The 16,101-nt window shown below is 67.8% G+C and carries 17 protein-coding genes; 5 read left to right on the forward strand and 12 right to left on the reverse strand.

Going from position 1 to position 16,101, the window contains the following annotated elements; all coding sequences use genetic code 11:
• Window positions 1-913 precede the first annotated feature (913 nt).
• Entirely contained in the window at window positions 914-1,486 is a 573-nt protein-coding gene (locus BXA10_RS28330) for a SigE family RNA polymerase sigma factor (RefSeq protein WP_076473907.1), read from the forward strand.
• On the opposite strand, the gene BXA10_RS28335 is transcribed toward BXA10_RS28330, so the two are convergent.
• Both BXA10_RS28335 and BXA10_RS28340 read right to left on the reverse strand, forming a co-directional pair.
• Window positions 1,404-2,681: a hypothetical protein gene (locus BXA10_RS28335; protein WP_076473908.1), complete on the reverse strand. Its 1,278-nt coding sequence runs from the start codon at window positions 2,679-2,681 to the stop codon at window positions 1,404-1,406. The genes BXA10_RS28330 and BXA10_RS28335 overlap by 83 nt on opposite strands.
• A 203-nt stretch (window positions 2,682-2,884) precedes the next feature.
• On the reverse strand, window positions 2,885-3,172 hold the full coding sequence (locus BXA10_RS28340; protein ID WP_076473909.1) for a DUF4190 domain-containing protein: 288 nt from the start codon (window positions 3,170-3,172) through the stop codon (window positions 2,885-2,887).
• A 198-nt stretch (window positions 3,173-3,370) separates the two neighbouring features.
• Here BXA10_RS28340 and BXA10_RS28345 point away from each other — a divergent pair, with 198 nt between their 5' ends.
• A complete protein-coding gene (locus BXA10_RS28345; RefSeq protein ID WP_076473910.1) occupies window positions 3,371-3,565 on the forward strand; it encodes a hypothetical protein in 195 nt (64 codons plus the stop codon).
• Between the two features lie 256 nt (window positions 3,566-3,821).
• Here BXA10_RS28345 and BXA10_RS28350 read toward each other — a convergent pair whose 3' ends face one another.
• The 6 genes from BXA10_RS28350 to BXA10_RS28375 form a co-directional block, all read right to left on the reverse strand.
• Complete coding sequence (locus BXA10_RS28350; protein WP_076473911.1) at window positions 3,822-5,723, reverse strand: DUF2075 domain-containing protein; 1,902 nt, start codon at window positions 5,721-5,723, stop codon at window positions 3,822-3,824.
• 140 nt (window positions 5,724-5,863) lie between these two features.
• On the reverse strand, window positions 5,864-6,229 hold the full coding sequence (locus BXA10_RS28355; protein ID WP_076473912.1) for a nucleotide pyrophosphohydrolase: 366 nt from the start codon (window positions 6,227-6,229) through the stop codon (window positions 5,864-5,866).
• A gap of 167 nt (window positions 6,230-6,396) precedes the next feature.
• The gene (locus BXA10_RS28360) at window positions 6,397-6,681 is read right to left on the reverse strand and encodes a hypothetical protein (protein WP_076473929.1); all 285 of its coding nucleotides are present in this window, start codon (window positions 6,679-6,681) and stop codon (window positions 6,397-6,399) included.
• Window positions 6,681-7,823: a WXG100 family type VII secretion target gene (locus BXA10_RS28365; RefSeq protein WP_245828601.1), complete on the reverse strand. Its 1,143-nt coding sequence runs from the start codon at window positions 7,821-7,823 to the stop codon at window positions 6,681-6,683. The genes BXA10_RS28360 and BXA10_RS28365 overlap by 1 nt, the downstream gene beginning before the upstream one ends.
• The gene (locus BXA10_RS28370; RefSeq protein ID WP_076473930.1) at window positions 7,820-8,140 is read right to left on the reverse strand and encodes a type VII secretion target; all 321 of its coding nucleotides are present in this window, start codon (window positions 8,138-8,140) and stop codon (window positions 7,820-7,822) included. The genes BXA10_RS28365 and BXA10_RS28370 overlap by 4 nt, the downstream gene beginning before the upstream one ends.
• On the reverse strand, window positions 8,127-8,552 hold the full coding sequence (locus BXA10_RS28375; RefSeq protein WP_245828603.1) for a YbaB/EbfC family nucleoid-associated protein: 426 nt from the start codon (window positions 8,550-8,552) through the stop codon (window positions 8,127-8,129). The genes BXA10_RS28370 and BXA10_RS28375 overlap by 14 nt, the downstream gene beginning before the upstream one ends.
• A gap of 423 nt (window positions 8,553-8,975) precedes the next feature.
• Between BXA10_RS28375 and BXA10_RS28385 the strand changes: the two genes are divergently transcribed.
• The 3 genes from BXA10_RS28385 to BXA10_RS31150 all read left to right on the forward strand — a co-directional run bounded on the left by BXA10_RS28385 (window position 8,976) and on the right by BXA10_RS31150 (window position 10,237).
• Window positions 8,976-9,170: a hypothetical protein gene (locus tag BXA10_RS28385; RefSeq protein ID WP_076473914.1), complete on the forward strand. Its 195-nt coding sequence runs from the start codon at window positions 8,976-8,978 to the stop codon at window positions 9,168-9,170.
• A 93-nt stretch (window positions 9,171-9,263) separates the two neighbouring features.
• Window positions 9,264-9,818: a hypothetical protein gene (locus BXA10_RS28390; RefSeq protein ID WP_076473915.1), complete on the forward strand. Its 555-nt coding sequence runs from the start codon at window positions 9,264-9,266 to the stop codon at window positions 9,816-9,818.
• A 47-nt stretch (window positions 9,819-9,865) separates the two neighbouring features.
• Complete coding sequence (locus BXA10_RS31150) at window positions 9,866-10,237, forward strand: hypothetical protein (RefSeq protein WP_139338204.1); 372 nt, start codon at window positions 9,866-9,868, stop codon at window positions 10,235-10,237.
• Between the two features lie 211 nt (window positions 10,238-10,448).
• On the opposite strand, the gene BXA10_RS28400 is transcribed toward BXA10_RS31150, so the two are convergent.
• From BXA10_RS28400 to BXA10_RS28410, 4 genes are all read right to left on the reverse strand, one after another.
• Window positions 10,449-12,908, reverse strand: a complete 2,460-nt coding sequence (locus BXA10_RS28400; RefSeq protein ID WP_076473917.1) for a hypothetical protein — start codon at window positions 12,906-12,908, stop codon at window positions 10,449-10,451.
• Between the two features lie 302 nt (window positions 12,909-13,210).
• Window positions 13,211-13,726 (reverse strand): transposase, encoded by a 516-nt coding sequence (locus BXA10_RS32325; RefSeq protein ID WP_342742915.1) that lies wholly within the window; start codon window positions 13,724-13,726, stop codon window positions 13,211-13,213.
• On the reverse strand, window positions 13,723-13,986 hold the full coding sequence (locus tag BXA10_RS32330; RefSeq protein WP_245828605.1) for a hypothetical protein: 264 nt from the start codon (window positions 13,984-13,986) through the stop codon (window positions 13,723-13,725). The genes BXA10_RS32325 and BXA10_RS32330 overlap by 4 nt, the downstream gene beginning before the upstream one ends.
• Window positions 13,987-14,278: 292 nt before the next feature.
• A complete protein-coding gene (locus BXA10_RS28410) occupies window positions 14,279-16,093 on the reverse strand; it encodes a CocE/NonD family hydrolase (RefSeq protein WP_076473918.1) in 1,815 nt (604 codons plus the stop codon).
• Between the last annotated feature and the right edge of the window lie 8 nt (window positions 16,094-16,101).

Consider the following 16,101-nt stretch of genomic DNA (forward strand, 5'->3'; position numbering starts at 1 on the left):
CGGAGCCGCGAGGCTCTGCGCGTTGCCGGCCCGTACAAGCCTCAGCAGCGGTTCCCAGGTCGTGAAGTCATCGATCGAGGGCAACGTGACCTCCAGCCGTCCAGGGACCGTGGCGAAGCTGACAATGACGGGAACCACCCTACGGGCGGCTGTGTTGAGCGATGCACACGGCACGGCACCGCCTGCTGCTCGGGGCGCCCACGTCAACGCGTGCATCCGCCGCGCCGTCCGCGCCCGACGCCGCTTCCCCAACGAGACCGCCGCCCTCAAGTGCGCGAACCTTGCGGTCACGAGCCTCGACCCGACCGGGCAGGGCAGCTGAACGGGGCCCGTTGGGCGACCGATCGGTAACGCGTAGCGTGTTGCTGCGGCTGTCGGCATACTGCGCCGGTGACCGGCTCCGCATTGCCTCGACTGCTCCGGCCTCGTGCCTTGGCAGCACCCGGAGATCTCGTCGTCATCGCGTCGCTGTCCGGGCCGCTCCATGCCGCCTACGAGCCCGACCAGCAGGCGGTAGTCGTGGTCGCGCGGTTGGGACTCCGTGTGCGTCGGGCACCGCTACTCGAAGCGGGGCGGCATCACTGGTGGAGCGCGGCTCGGCCGGTGGAGATCGCCAGCGTACTCAAGGCTCTTCTGCGTGATCCTGGGGTGCGCGCCATCATCGCGCATGATCCTGCCATCAGGCGGCGGCACTGCTGCCCTCTGCCGCGGCGGCGCAGCCGGACGGGCGGCTCATGCCGCTGGTCCGTCGATGGCGGTTCAGTGCGCTTCCTGTAGTCGATGGGCGGATGCGTAGGTCGGGATTGATCGCGTGGGTCCCTCGAGCGCTGTCGCGCGGTGCAGATTCGATCTACTCGAGTGTTAACCGGACCGTTCCTCCAGCGCGTTCATCTGGTGGGAGGTACACATATACATGCAACGACCCCGGGAACTGGCACCGCCGGACGGCTTCGCCGAGTTCGTGGCGGCGCGTTCCGATGCGCTGCTGCGTTCGGCCTGGTTGCTTACCGGTGACGCCGGACGGGCCGAGGACCTGTTACAGACGGTCCTGGCGAACGTCTGGCGGCGTTGGGCCACGATTACGACTGTCGGGCATCCCGAGGCGTACGTGCGCAAGGCGCTGTTCACCACGCACGTGTCCTGGTGGCGGCGGCACTGGCGCGGCGAGATTCCAAGCCAGCCACCGGACAGGTCCGAGTACGGCGACATAGCCGGGGAGTCCGCCAACCGGGACGCGGTACGCCGCGCCCTGGCCCGGCTCAGCCGGCAGCAGCGGGCGATCGTGGTGCTTCGCTACGTCGAGGACCTGACGGTCCAGCGGACAGCGGAAGTGCTCGGCTGCTCGCAGAACACGGTCAAGGTGCAGGCCTCCCGTGCCCTACGGATTACGACACCCACGTTGCCTACTCCTCGGCACCGGCCGCCGTGTCCGCGATCTGAGGTTGGTCGGCACCAGGAGCACGGCGTCCCAGCTTCTTGGTCTTGAACAGCGAAGCGGCTGCACCTCCGACCGCGCCGGCTGCGCCCGCGATCGCTCCGCCCACACCCTTCACTGCGGTCAGCGCCTGCGGCGCGTCCGGGATGCCGTCGCCGTCCAGGTCGACGCTTCTGAACGGACGCGCCACAGCGCCCGCCGCGGCCGTCACGCCAGCACCCGCTACGTTGGCGGCGTCGGAGATCCAGTTTCCCGTCGCCTTCGCTGCGTCCTCCAGCGCCGCGAGCGCTCGGTTCGGCTCAGCGTCATCGTCCTCGGCCTTCGCCTTCATTGGAATGGCCAGGTGTGCTGGGAACTCTTCTGGAGCATCAGCGAATGCGACCCGGGCTGCTTCGACCACCTCCCGACCGAATAGGAAGCGGGTGACCCCTCCTGCCAGGGCGCCGACTCCGTATTCGATTGCTGCCTGCTGCTTCCCGTTCAAGTTCGCTCGTACGGTGTCCAGTTGGCCGGTCTGGATGGTGCGGACGAGGCTCTGCGCCGCGCCACCGGGAAGCGTGTCCGCGAGCGTGTTCGCCCAGTGCGACCAATCGTTGCGACCGGCAGCAATCGCGTGTCCGACGCCAACGGCGCCGCCCGGCGACATGCTTGCGAGGTCCGTTGCCATCTTCGCGATCTGCTGCTGGCTGACGCGTTCGTTCGACAGCCCGTAGACCAGGGCGTGGGCTTGCTCCTTGTCGAGGTCCATGCCGTGGATGTCGGCGATGGCAAGCCCGAAGATCGCCGTGATCTCGAACTGGAGCTGTTGGTCGCCCGCAGGAAGGAGCGCCGCAACACGCCGAGCTCCCGTCGTCGCGGCACCGAGCGCTACGTTCTTGGCAGCCGCCTTCGCGGCTTTCTTAGCGGCGGCCTTCGCAGCTTCCTTACCCGCCTTCTTCGCCGCCTGCTGTCCCGCGCTCTTGGCGCCGGCCGCAGCGGCTCCGGCGACGGGAATCAGCGCGATCGCGACATCGGCCACTATCGCACCGGCGGCGATGACGGCACCCGCGGTGCTGATGGCGGTGACGTACTGCCGCTCGAGCATTCGGATCACTTCGGCGGGCGTAGCGTCCGGATTCCGGCGGCGGACCCGCATGACGTACTTGCGAGCGATCGAATGCCGAGCGCTGACCGCCTTCGCGATGCTACGTGCAGCGTCCTCCTCGATGAGCTCAGCCTCAAAGGTGCTCTCGTCTATGTCGGTCATCGATCATCCCTTCGGCTTCCGAATTATTGCCGCACCGACCGCCAGCCGGTAGCGCGAGTTTGGTCGGACATCTGGCGTTTGATGAACACGTTGGGGGTGGTACCGACTTCTCGACAGCCACGTTGTCCTGGAGTCAAAGTTCGATCTTCGAGGCAGGCGAACTGACCTGCCGCACCGTGTGGGACCGACCAGGCCAACACGTCTCACGGCGTCGACGTCGGCGTCGGGGTGACGGCTCCGACGGCCGCGCCGAAGAAGAGCATGATGGTGAACACGATCATCGGACCGACGAAGACGTAGCCGAGGACCAGACCGGCGACGGCCATGCCCCGTCCGGACCTCGTGCCCTTCCGGGTCTCGTGCAGACCGACGTGGCCGAGGATGACGGCGAGAACGCAGGGCAACCCGAACAGGCACCAGCCGCCGAGCACACCGAGGATCCCGAACACCATCGACGCGGTGGCGGCCCCGGACGCGGGCGGCACCTGCACGATCAACCGAGGCGTTGGCGACTGGTGGCTGGCCCCTGGATACGGGTTGGCAGAGAGCGGCTGGGGATCGGCAGGCGGCTTCGACGGCGGAGCGGCACAGTTCCGCGACCACCGGCCCGCGTACCTCGGGGGGTGATCTCGTCGTTGCGGGCCAGCGCGTGCGCGTCGTCCAGGTAACGGCTGGCCGGGTCGGAGGCGGTGCGCAGGGTCACCACCGACCGTTCCGCGCGGGTCACCTCGACGATCCGCCTTACCCAGGTCGAGGCGACCGATCGCGTCGGGCAGCCGGGTGTCGTGGGTGAACACCACCACCTGCCGCTGCTCGGCCAGTTCGGCGAGCACTCGGGCCAGGCCGTCGGCCTTGCCGGGTCCATGCTCTGCACCGGGTCGTAGGGCTGGCCCCTCCAGACGAGCGCCGCTCCGGCTCAGCGCCCCGTCGCCAGCCGCGTGACCCAGCCGATCCGCCGCACGATTGAAAATCGCGTGCACCTGCACCAAGAGCATCTGGGCTGCACCGCATAGACCAGCCCGGCGGCCGAGCCTGGTCACGACCTGCCGGTTGGCAGGGTTTACCACCGACCCGCACACCGGTAGCGGAATTAACGCTCTGTTGATGGTCTCCCAGATCGGGGAAGCGTTTCCTGGACGTTCAGACTTCCGAAAGGTCCGGCTCGTATGACGTCTCCACTGGGCGGGTCACCTTCACTAGCGACGCGAGATACTCGCGGGTTTCCGGGTCTGTGGAGTAGATCGCAGTGCCGCGCATGCCGCGGGTCAGCAAGACCTTGTACGTGTTCCGGATCAGCAGATCGGCCTCGGCGTCGCTGACCGACTTGCGACTTCGGAAAGCTGGATCTTTCGACTGCTCTCGCCGGGTCACGAGTCGGCCGTCACGGGCCACCAGATCCGGCCCGATGATCACCCCGGACCAGGCGTATTCGAAGCCCTGCGCCGTGTAGACGCAGCCAATCTGACCAAAGCCGTTCGGATCGGTGGCCCAGAACGCGCTTCCGGGTGCCTCGCCGACACTGCGGTCGCTCTTGACGTTCCATGGCCTCGACCAGCTGCCGATCTGCACGTCTGCGATCAGCGTTTCGTCCGGCCGGGGATCGCTCCAAGGCCAGCAGTAGCCAGCGGACAGCCGTGCGGTCAATCCGGCCGCCTGCTTTGTGGCGAGGAAGATCTCCAGATCTTCCGGCGAATTGGCAAGGCGCACGTCGATGCGCCCATCGCCGGTCCAGACCCACGGTTCACCGCCGTCGAGGCCGAGCAAATCGACGACCCATTGCTCGTAGGCGTCGCTGCCTCCACAGCGGAACTGGCCGTGCAGCTCCACCATTTCGACATCCAGGTTCAACTGCTTCGCGTACGACGAAATGACCTCGACGTTGCCCATCTCGCCGGGCTTGACCACCTGGTGTTCGTCGAGCAGAAAGACCGGCACCCGAGCGGCGGCGATCAGTTCATCGATCTGCGAGCGGGCCTTGTCCCGCTTCGCCTTCGGCGTGAACCGGTTGACAGAGGTCTCCCGAATCCGGTGCGCCTCGTCACAAATCAGTACGTCCAAGCCGTTCCGTTCAGCCGACATGAAGCTGTTGAAGTACCCGAACAGGTTCTTTAGCCGGGTAGAGCCCCGGCCGGCGTAGCGGCGCAGCGTCTGCGTGAAGGAGCGAGACCCGGTCGCGTGCATGACCGTCCGCTGCTGCCGCGCCAGTTCGCCTAGGACCGAGAGCGCGATGACACTCTTGCCACTGCCGGGCCCACCAGAGACGACGACTAGGCTCTTATGGTCCGCCGAACGCGCGCGCTCCACGGCGTGCAGCACCAGCTCGTACGCGACGCGCTGCTCGTCGAGGAGCGTGAAATGCGACCGTTCCTTCAGCTCCTGTGCCGCGTAAGCCAGTAGGCGTCGGCTCGGCCGCACACTGCTGGTGAGGAAGCGGTCTGCGGCGCCGACCCCGGATTTGGGCGCCAGGTGGGTGCGAAGGTAGTCGAGGAACTGTCCGCGCCGCTGCTTCGTGAAGATCCGACTCTGCTCGGTTGGGCGTCGCGCGAATAGATCGTTGACGTCACGGTCGACCGCGTTGTGCAGATACGCCACCCCACGCACGGGGCTGCCGTGACCGGCCAGGACGCCGAGGAAGTCCGTCAGGTACTCGCAGTACAGCTCGACTTGCACGCCTGGGTGCAGACGCGGGCCCCGGACGTGTTCGACTGCCACGAGGCGCTCCGAGCCCTCATAGGACTCCGCGGAGGACCATTGCTTCAGTTCCACAACGACGTAGGAGTCGTCGGCGGTTCTCGGGTCGACGCCGGCGAGCACCACATCAACCCGCTTGCTGGTCAGCGGCAATTGGTACTCCACCAGTAGCTCGACCTGTCCCAGGCCGGCATCGGTGAGATCCTGCCCCAGCACCTCGAGGCTGCGAGACCAGGAGCGACGCTCTGCCGGGCTCACGTTACGGCCCATGCTTTCCGCGATCCGATCCGCGAGAGTGCCGTTACCGACCAGGCGCAGAAGACCATCGGCGGAGGTGCGGAATGTCGACAAAACATGCCCCCGGGCAGCACGAAGTGATCGTGCGCATGGGGGGCGTGTCCGGCATGAGCCGGAAGCCCGTCGTAACGCGCCTTGATGTGGTGGACTGTAGCGAAGAGATCAACTCTCCGCCACGGCCGTTCGGAGGACCCCTACCGCTTCGCGGCGGAGCCTCGAACCTGATCGACCGGGTAGCGGCGGGCCGAATCCTCGAGCTTGCTGAGTGCCGCGTCGACGAGATCAATGTCGAGCACGTCCGCGAGGCGGGTCAGGTAGATCATCACATCGCCGATCTCGGCCCTGACCCGGCCGGAGGCCTCCGGATCGGACATCACCTCGACGGACTGCTCCGGCGTCAGCCACTGGAACTCGGCGATCAACTCGCCGACCTCACCAGCCAACGCCATGGCGAGGTTCTTCGGCGTGTGGAACTGCCCCCACTCTCGCTCGTCTGCGAAGGCGCGCAGCCGGCGCCCGAGGTCGTGCTCCGTACGGCTGCGATAGGCGTCTTGGTTCATGGTGCGAGCAGCTTAACGTTCGGCATCTCGGGCGGGGCCGCTGGAAGTCAGATGGCTCAGCGTCACCAGCGGGGAGATGTCCGCCGTCAGTTGGTTGCTTTAAGCTCCGGCCTCCACGCTACGAGGGACCTGCAGTCGTGCCTGGTGCGTTGCCTTAGCGCCGTGGCTTACGTCGCCAGACGGTAGTCAGGTATTCCACGGTTGCGATCCTCAATCGGATCGTGGATCGAGCGGACGTCGGCTCCCACGGGAATGGGTGTCCGAGAGAGGTAGATCCCCTCCAGACAGGTGTCGCACCAGAACGAGGCATAGCCGTGCCCGGCCCTTGGCTGCGCCGTGAACACGACCCGCAGGGTCCGATGCCCGCAGTTCGGGCAGGCAAGATTCGATGCCGCCGGAGACGTGCGGTAGACAATGTCGTACGCGTTTAGCCACTCGTCGAAGGTGGCCATCACCGTGCTCCCTCCGGCCTGACCGACTGGTCGGTCCACCATCGTTCCTCATGCGCGTACGCCCGGTCTTCGAAGGCGTCGACCTCGTGACGGGTGGCCGGGTATGTCTGCCCTTCGCGCAGTTCAGCGACGTGGAAACGCTCGTGCTCAAGCGTACGGGCCAGGTCTTCCTCGCTGCGGAACGCCTCTCGGCAGAGCATGACCGAGTTGTCGGGTCGGGTCACCCCGCACACGCCTGAAACCCGGTTGTTGATGGTGATCGGGATGCCGGCGATGTCGATCCCGTACTTGGCAGCGATGTTTTGTACCGCCTCCATGTTCATCGGCATCCGAGGACCGGCACCTTTTCCGCGAACCCGGCTGAGGCTGTCCTCGTCCAACGTCGCGCGTCCGAGTCGGCCGAGCGCCTGCTTGAGCTTGTCGATCAGTTCGGTGAGCCGGCGGGCAGCCGGGATGATCCTCCGGAGGCTGTTGATCAGCCCGCGCAGTAGCTTGGCGATCCGGGCGGCCCAGGACGCCACCAGGGTGGTGACCTGCTCGGCGACCAGGGGAGTGGCGAGCCCGGCCGTGGCGACGAGTTCGGCGGCGTACACGATGAGACGGGACACGCAGGTGGCGATGGCGTCGCGGACGAGGAGCCGCACGGCGGCGACGAGGCCCGCCGTCGCCTCAGTGATGGTGGCCATCGTGTCGGCGCCCGCGGCCAGCCCTGTGATCGCCTGCTGCTGTTCGCCCGCCCAGGCGCGGTAAGCGGGGCCGGCGGCGCCGCCCCACTCGCCGACGTCGGCACGGACGTCGCGGCCCAGATCCATGGCGGTCTCGCGGAGCGACGCGGCGGTGTTGCGCCAGGTCTGGGCGTGGGCGGTGATCTGGGCCGGGTCGCCGGCGAGCCAGTCGAGGGCTTCGCTGAGTGGCTTGACGTGTTCGATCAGCCAGGCGACGCCGTACTGCAGGAGAGCGCCGACCGGGTCGGAGACGAATGCGAGCGCGTCAAGGCTCGCGCTGACCGCGCCGAGCGTTCCGTCGATCCAGCTGCCGTCGCGGACACCCTGGTGGATGAGCTCGATGTCCTCCAGGATCCACACGCCCGCCCATGGGCTGGGGGAGGTGTCCGCGGGGGCGGCGACCAGCGGGTTGGTCACTGCTGACGCCGCACCTCGCCGAGGAGCCGCTCGGCGCGGGCGTCGGTGGCCAGGTAGCGGTCCGCACCGAGCCGCAGCCGCTGGGCGCTGCCACGGACCGAATCGGCCGCCGCGCCGATACCGTCCACGAGCGTGCGTTGCAGGCCGTCCAGCAGTATCGGCATGAGTACGCAGAGCTGTCCGTACGCGTCGGCGTCGAGCCGGATGTGCTGGCCGGCGGCTCGCGCGATGTCGAGGCGGCCGGCCGTACGGTCGAGGCGGCCGGCGTGGGCGATCAGGTCCTCCGGCCGGACGTGGATGCCGTCACCGGGCGGCACCGGTGCCACCAGCCTCGGGCCGCGCACGTCGCTGATAGGACTCGACGATGGCCGCCCCGGCCGGGTCGTCGCCCAGGATTTCCCGGGTCACCTCGGTGACCTGCCGGAGCAGGTCGGCGTACGCCGCTCTGGCGGCTGCGATGATCTGCTCGGCGATGTGCGCGGTCGGGCGATGGCGGATCCGCTCGTCCAAGCGCAGGTCGACGAGCTGGCCGGACGGGTCCACGGTGGCCTCGACCGTCCGGTCTGGGCTGTGCGCGGTGCCGGTAAGCGCTTCGATCTGCGACGTCAGCGACCGCGTGCGCTGCGCCCGGTCGGCGAAGGACGCCTCCCAACGGTCGAGTCGTTGCGCCACCGCGTCGAGCGCAGCCTCGTCCGCCCACATGCCGACCCTCCCCAGGGACTCACTCATCGACGGCCATTGTGGTCACGGCGACGATATCAACCGGTAGCGCTGCGTGCTGCCCGTCGTTTGCGCTCGAATTGGGCGTGAAGGTCAGGACGGACCCGTCGGGGCCTCCCTCGAATCGCAGTACGGCGACGACGCCGGGAAGGTTGGTGGCGACGTCGGCGCAGTCCCCGCCGTTGCCCCCGCTACGGGTGCTCCTGCGCCCGACAGTGCTTGTCGTCGCCGCGCCCGTCTTGCGGGTCGTGGTAGTCGAGGCCTGCCGGGTTCCACGGGTACGAGCAGGACCGCCGGAGGATCCGTGCACCGAGCCCATTGTGCGTTCCCGTGTTGGCCATGTCAGCCGCTTCATCGACTACCTTGAGGGCCGCTACGACCTCAGCACCGACTACCCGAAGCGCATCGCCGGCTAATGAAGGAGCACCTCCCGTGGCGAACCCGAAACTCCCGGCCGGGCTCATCAGCGACCTGCGCCAGCTCGCGGACCAGTACGGTCGGGCGCACGAGCGGGGCGGCTATGAGCCTCGCTCGAAGGAGCTCCGCGAGTTCCATCTCGACCGGTTCCTGATGTGGCTGGAAGGTCGATACGACCCTGCCACGGACAAGGGAAAGCGCCTCGCCTGAGCGGCTAAACCCGTAGTCAGCTACCTGACACAACTAGTTCCCTCATGAACAACACGACCACCATCGACAGGTTGTCACACGTGGGAGCTGAATATGACCGATCCGTACCCGACCCAGCCGCCGCAGCAGCCCTACCAGCAGGGCGTAGCCCCGGCATACCCGCCACAGCAGTACCAGCCGGCCACCGGCGGGTACATGCCGCCACAGCCCGACCAGCAGCCGCCGGCTGCCCCCGCGCGCCAAGGCCGCAAGCCGCTCGTCGTCGGGCTTGCTGCAGCCGCAGCGGTGCTGGTCGTCGCTGTCGCAGGCCTCGCCGTCTACGAGGGGTTCATCAAGGAAGACTCGGGCGTCGCCGCGTGCAAGGCGATGCGCGACGGGCAGAAGATCGTCGGTGACGACGACGCAGGCGACGACAAGCTGACCGAGGCGGAGTACCGGGAGGTGCGGGGACAGTTCGAGGACTCCCGCCACGACGACATCAAGGAGCACGGCACCGCGCTGGTCGATATCGCATGGCAGGTGTCAAACCTGCCGAAAGACCAGGAGATGGGCGCGCTCGCGTTCCTCGGCCCGATGGGAACCCACATCAGCGGGCTGCAGACCGCCTGCGCCAACCAGGGTGTCATCGTCAACTTGAACCAGAACTAGACGCTGCACAAGCAGAAGCCGCCCACCGAACTGGTGGGCGGCTTCGCATGGTTAGCGAACGGCGTCGCAGCGGCTCAAGGAATCATCTCGGGCGACTGAGTCGCGAAGAGCGAAGCCGACGAAGCGGCGACGTCGAAGGCGACATCGAGGAACTGTCTGCTCCTGCAGGGGTGGCTGGAGGCCCTACCGGCCGGCACGCAGGACACGCCCTGATCGTTGCAGGCGTCGAGGGCGGCGCGGTAGGCGTCAACCAGCGCTGGCACAACCGCGAGGTCGCGATGCCGGCGTGGCTGCGGCAGGAGACGACCGGCGCTGTGGGAGGCTCTGGTCGACCGCTGCAGACCGCCATCGAGGTGATTCCGCAGGCGGCCAACGAAGTGATTACCAACATCTGCGGCATGCCGGACTACCGCCGGTAAGGCTCACGTCGTACGCCGAGAAGGCCGTCCTTTTGGTCACCACCGGCAACGGCTGCGGTTTCGAATTCGCGCCGTCGTCAGCCGACTCCCAGCTCTCGGCAGGTGCACGAGCCGATCAGGTCAACGGGGCGGGGCGGCGTTAGACGGCGGACAAAGGCATGTGCGACACACCGTCCCGGGCGGTGGCCAAATCCGGATTTCCCGCAGGCCATCAACCTTCGCGGCGCTCGAACAGAACGTCGGCGTCCTTCCAGCACTCGTGCGCCTTCGGGGGCGTGAGAGCCCGCGCCTGCCGGAACTGCTCCTTGGTCATGCCCTTGCTCCGGGCCTCGTTGGCTTCGATCGCCAGCTGACGACGTGCGGGATCGGATTCGGGGGCCGAGTAGAACTTCCCGTCCCGCAGGAGGGCCTTCACCGCTTCCGCGCCCATTCCCAGCTCTTCGCCGATTGCGGCGCGGCTGAATCCCGCCTCTTGGAGGGCGACCGCCCGTCGGCAGCGTTCAAGTCGGGCGGCGCGTGTTTCGGCGTTGGCGTTGGTGTTGGTAGTTCGTGTCGCTGGTGAACCAGGCTTCCTGGGGCGTTGAAGCCGGGCATCGTTGAGCTTGCCCGACGCGGGGACCGGCACCGGTTGAGCCTCGCCGATGACCCACGGCGCGAAGACCTTGTGTAGGTTGCCAAGGTCCGCCGAGGTCACGCCGACGAGGCGGATGCCCGTGCGAGCGGCGAGATCGACCTTCCGCTCCATCTTGCCCGCGTAGGCCGGCTCATCCGGTAGCCCCCATGCCTCGACGTAGGTGCCGTCGTCGAGCAGCCAGTCGGCGCGCAGGCCGGTTGTGTTCAGGTCGGCGTCGTAGGGCCAGTAGGGCTCCACTTCATGGGCGATGCCGTTCGCGGTCAGGAAGTCGTCGACGTGCCGCTCAAGGAGGGAGCGGCACAGGTGGCCGTCCGAGGCGACGGTGACGGTGCCGCGAGCCGTCTGCACTCCATCCCCGAGCAGCCCGGCCCGCTTCAGCCAGTCCGCCCAGATGAGTGGTGCGCGCTGCTCGGCGTGGGCAGGTGCGCGGCGCATCCGAGCGCGCGGGACGTGCATGCGGATGAGCATCGCCCGATCGGTGACTGCCGGGTCCGCGGTCGACACCAGTCGCGGGATCTGCGCCTGGCTGGGCGGGCCGCCCAGTTCCGCGGCGAGTTGCTGCAAGCTCCAGATGGCCAGTGGTTCCCACGGCTCGTCGGAGCCGCGATCGACCAGGAATCCCTTCACGGCCCGGCTGGCACACCCGGAGCAGTACGCGAGGGGCTTGGCACCCGGCTCCTCCCGCCGGGTTGCCGTCAGCGCATCCCTGCCGCAGAGGCGACATGGAACGGGTTTCTGGTCGTGTCGGTATTCGCCGTGGTCATGAGGGCCGAAGAGGGCCTCAAGGTCGCGCAGGTAATAGCTGTCGTGGTGGAGCCAGTAGGTGTCCTCCCTGGCGAAGATCGGATTCTGCTGCTCGTTGGTCCACCGCAGGGCAGACAGGTCCGCCAAGCCGTCGGGGAACACGTCGCGGTGACGTGCCCACATCCGCCATGCCTGCTGTTCGGCCAGGTCCGACGCCCGCCGTGACTGGGCTTCGTACCGATCGGTGATACCGAGGTGACGGAGGAAACGCTCAGGGTCGGGTGCAGCCCAACGAGTTGCGACGGGCACGATGCCGTGCCGCTGGAGGAGGATCTCGGCGGGTTCCTTATATGCGTCGGCATGGATGTGTAGAACCTTGGTGTCGGGGTCGTACCAGCCCATTGGCGACCCGCCGTCGCGCGGCTTGAGGAGCCACCGCGCACCGCGGTGCACCAGCACCGCGTCCGGGAACCAGTCGCCAACCATCGCATCGTGCTGCGGTATGCCCGCGCGTTCGAGCGCGTCCAGAGCTGCTCGCCGGTGGCGTTCGTCGTCGAGGAACAGCGCGCCGTCCCTGAGCTGTCCGATGCGGCCTCCGGCCTGGTTGACGACGTAAACCATGTGGTGGCCGAACACGGACCGTTGTTGGATGCGAAGCGGTGTGCTTGTGACGCCGTTGGGCGGTGCCTGCCGCCACCGGTGTACGCGGCGCTCGGCTTCCTTTTCGAGGGCTGCAGCCTGTTCGGCCCGTGCTCGAGGAACGCGGTCCATCGCCCGCGCGGCGAGCGCGGACGTGACTAGAGCCTGGTCGGCACCATGGCGCGCCGGGTTCCTGCCTCGGCTTAGGAAGTCATCGATGAGCGCGAGCGCCTCCTCAGGTGAGGGCACCCACAGCTGCAACTCGGCGTCCGAGCGGCCGGCCTTTAGCCGGGCGTGGCAACCGACCTCAGCTCCCTGCGCTGCCGCCGCCAGCTCACGGAAGCGGGCTCCGCCGACGAAGCAGTGGTCGGCGTCGTACACGAACCCCATGTGCCGGTCCCGGTACGAACCCCCGTACGTGATCGGCTGCGCGACCGAGATCGCCTGAGGGTTGTAGTCGTTGTCGGGTCGAGGGACGAGAGCCACGACCACGTCGATCCACTCGTTGCGGCTCGCCATCCCGTTACGCAGGAGCTCGAGCTCGACGAACTCGTTGAACCGTTCCTTCGCCCACGTCGAGCATTCGATGCTGTGCTGCCTGCGGGGAAACATCCACAGGCCGTGCTCGGGGCTGAACGAGATCGCTGCTGACACGAGAGCGAATGATGCCAGGGATGATCAAGAAAGCTGCGGGGGGTCAGGGCACGTAGCCCTGGTGGGCTGACCATGATCCCTGTCCGGTGCCAATCAACAAGCAGGACCGTGCAGCAGACCCCGATGGCGGATTCGTCAAGGTTCGTCGGTGTTGATACTGGTGGTGGCCTTATAGGTGCGGCAGTCGATGTCGGGTCCGCGGGCCTGGTATTTGGAGTTCGAGCGTTTGATCATGCGGGTTTTCGCCCGGACGCGGCGCTCGGGCAGCAGGTGCGCCAGGACGTGGCTGCTGATGACGCCGATCAGGTCGATGGCGATGGCGCCGGCGGCGTGTACGACTTGGTCGCGGGCCGGGGTTGGAGGGAGGTGGTGAAGCTGGCCCGGTCCGGGGCGAGGTCGGGCCTGCTGTCGGTGGCGTCGACCATGGCGGTGCGCAGTCGGTGGTAGACGATCAGCAGGGCGTGGACCTCCTGATCGACACCGTCGGGGGTGCGGGTGCGTAGGATCCGGCCGCCGAGGATGGCGGGCTTGAGTTCGAGGTAGGCGGTTTCGATCTCCCACCGTTGGTGGTAGAGGCGGACGAGGTCGGCGGCCGGGCGGCGACGTGGGTCGAGCAGGGTGGTGATCAACCGATAGCCGCTGGTGTGGCTGCCGCCGATGATGGTGATGCTGATCCCGGATTCGATGATCCGTACTGGCTGGCCTGCGATGACCGACAGCCAGGATCCGTCGTGACAGCGGCGGATCAGTGGAAGTCTCCGGCCGGTCTTGCAGCGGATCAGCAGGTCGGCTCCGGCCGCGGTGAAGGTGGTGGTCAGGCCGGCGGCGGCGTAGTTGCGGCCGCCAGGAGCAGCATCCCGGGGCGCAGGCTGCGGGCCAACCGATGGGCTTGGGTGATCTCGCCGGTGGTGATCGGGTCGAACAGCGCGCCGAGCACCGAGCGGGTGCCGCAGGTGAGCAGGGCGCTCAGCCGCATGCTCGGGTAGCTGGATCCGCCGTGGTTACGTCGTTGCTTCAGGTCGGCTGGCGAGTCCGCGACGGCGAGCACGGTGCCGTTGACGACGACCGCAGCAGGCAACGCCACCACTCAGCGACAGCGCCGGTGGCCGCTGGGCCGCGGAGGAGGTCGAACAAGGCCCGCAGCGGGGCCACACCGAGTCGTTGCCGGGCCTGCCGCAAGACGCTGGCACTGGGATCGGCGACCGGCAGATCCGATGCTCATGAACGTGCTCGACCACTATGAGCCAGACACCAGGTGGCAAGGGATCCGACCACCGCAACGCGGCAGCCGCTCCTGACTCTGACGAGAGGATATCCGGTGGTGTCAGGACCAGCGCACGCCGTGGCGTGCGCTGGTCCTGATCCGTTGCTCAGAGTCGGAATCTCGGCGTGCCCGGCTCCGGGAAGGTGCGCGTGTACGCCCGGATGTAGCTGTCGAGGAACGGCGAGCGCCCACCCGCGGTCGGCACGTCGTCCGTGGTGCTCTCCGTCGCCAGCCGCAGGATGGCGCCGCTCACTCTGATCGTGTCGCCCGACGGCGTGTCCCGCCAGCTCCCGGTCGTGATCGAGCCGATCTCGACCGCGAGCCGGTGCCCGGCCTGCAGCGTCCAGTCGGTCGACTTGAGGTCGAACCCGACCCGGCCCTTCTTGACCAGCGACACGTTCTCGTCGAACATGACCGCCGTGCCGTCGGGCGCGACGTCCCACAACTTGACCATGATGTTGCCCGCCGCACCGGCCGTGAGTTCGACGCGCGGCGTGGCGGTCAGCCGCGTCTCACGCCGCACGACGTCGGACCACACGAGGTAGCTCGACGCGGGCTCCGCGGAGGCCCCGTCGGACGACGGCGAGGTCGCCTTGCGCGTCGCTCCGAGCCCTTCGAGCCTCGGGGCGCTCTCCATGTCCCACTGCCCGTAGCTCTTCGGGAGGGCGAGCGTGGACGGCGACGACGCGTACGGCACGCCCGCGGCGCCGCCGTCGTCGACGTAGGTGCCGTTGCCGAGCGCCACGGTGATGCGGCGGTCGGGGGTCGGCCAGGTCGGCTCGGCCCGCCACTCGCCGAGGTTGTCCTCGATCGAGTACGTGGGGTACGTCTTCGTCGGCTCCTCGCCCTTGAGGTACTGGTTGTAGAAGCTCATCACCTCGTCGAACCAACCCTCGCGGCCCATCGCCAGGCGTCCGTCGGATACGCGGTCGTTGCCGCGCACGTGGTCCCACTGGCCCAGCCAGCCGCGCTCGGGGCCGACGTGGTTCTTGAGGAACTCCTCCATCCCCTCGGGCTTGGTGTTGTTCTCGATGAAGCCCGCCGTGACGAACAGCGGCGTCGTCGTGCCCTTGGCCATGGTTGCCATGTCGCGCGCCTGCCAGAACGGGGCGTTCGGGTCCGGCTCGTAGTTGTCAGCGATGTTCTCGCTGAGGCACTCGGGGTGCGACTCCTCGTACCGGGCGTTGGCCTGGTAGCGCGAGGTGTCGTCGGCCAGCGGGTCGATCGTGGCGATGCTGTTGTAGGAGTTCGGCGTGCCGGTGGCGTTCGGGCGCGGCACCCCGTTGGAGAACAGGTAGTTGTACCCGGTCCAGATCGACTCCTGCGCCACGACCGCCTTGAGCTGCGGCATCTTCAGGTTGTTGCCCATCAGACCGGTGGCGCCGTCGTACGACTTGCCGTACATGCCGACGTTGCCGTTCGACCACGGCTGCGAGGCCGACCACTCGATGGCCGCGCGGACGTCGTTCTGCTCGCCCGGGCCCTTGTTGTCGAGGCAGCCGGTTGACCCGCCGAACCCGCGCAGGTCGACCATGACGTACGTGTAGCCCTCGTCGAAAAGGTCGGCGCCCTCGAGGAAGTCGTTGAAGCGTGACGACGGCCCGGTGTGGGTGAAGCCCTCGGGCCCGGTCTGCCCGGCGTGGCCGAAGTAGGGCCCGACGGAGAGGATGACGGGCGTCTTCGCGCCCGCCGGCAGTCCCTCGGGCCGCAGCACGTCGGCGTGCAGCTCGACTCCGTCCGTCGACGGGAAATAGTGCTCCGTCCAGACCGAGCCCTCCGGGACCCGGTCGTTCTCCTCGTGGGTGATCCCCTCCGGCGGGGCCTCCGCCGCCGTCGCGGGGGGCGCCGCTGCGATCCCTCCCGTGAAGACGCTCGCGGTCAGCAGCACACCGAGCGCCGCCGCCGTCGTCCGTCTCTGCATCGATGTCT

The organism is Micromonospora avicenniae, assembly GCF_900156065.1.
In the GTDB taxonomy this organism is placed as follows: Bacteria; Actinomycetota; Actinomycetes; order Mycobacteriales; family Micromonosporaceae; genus Micromonospora; species Micromonospora avicenniae.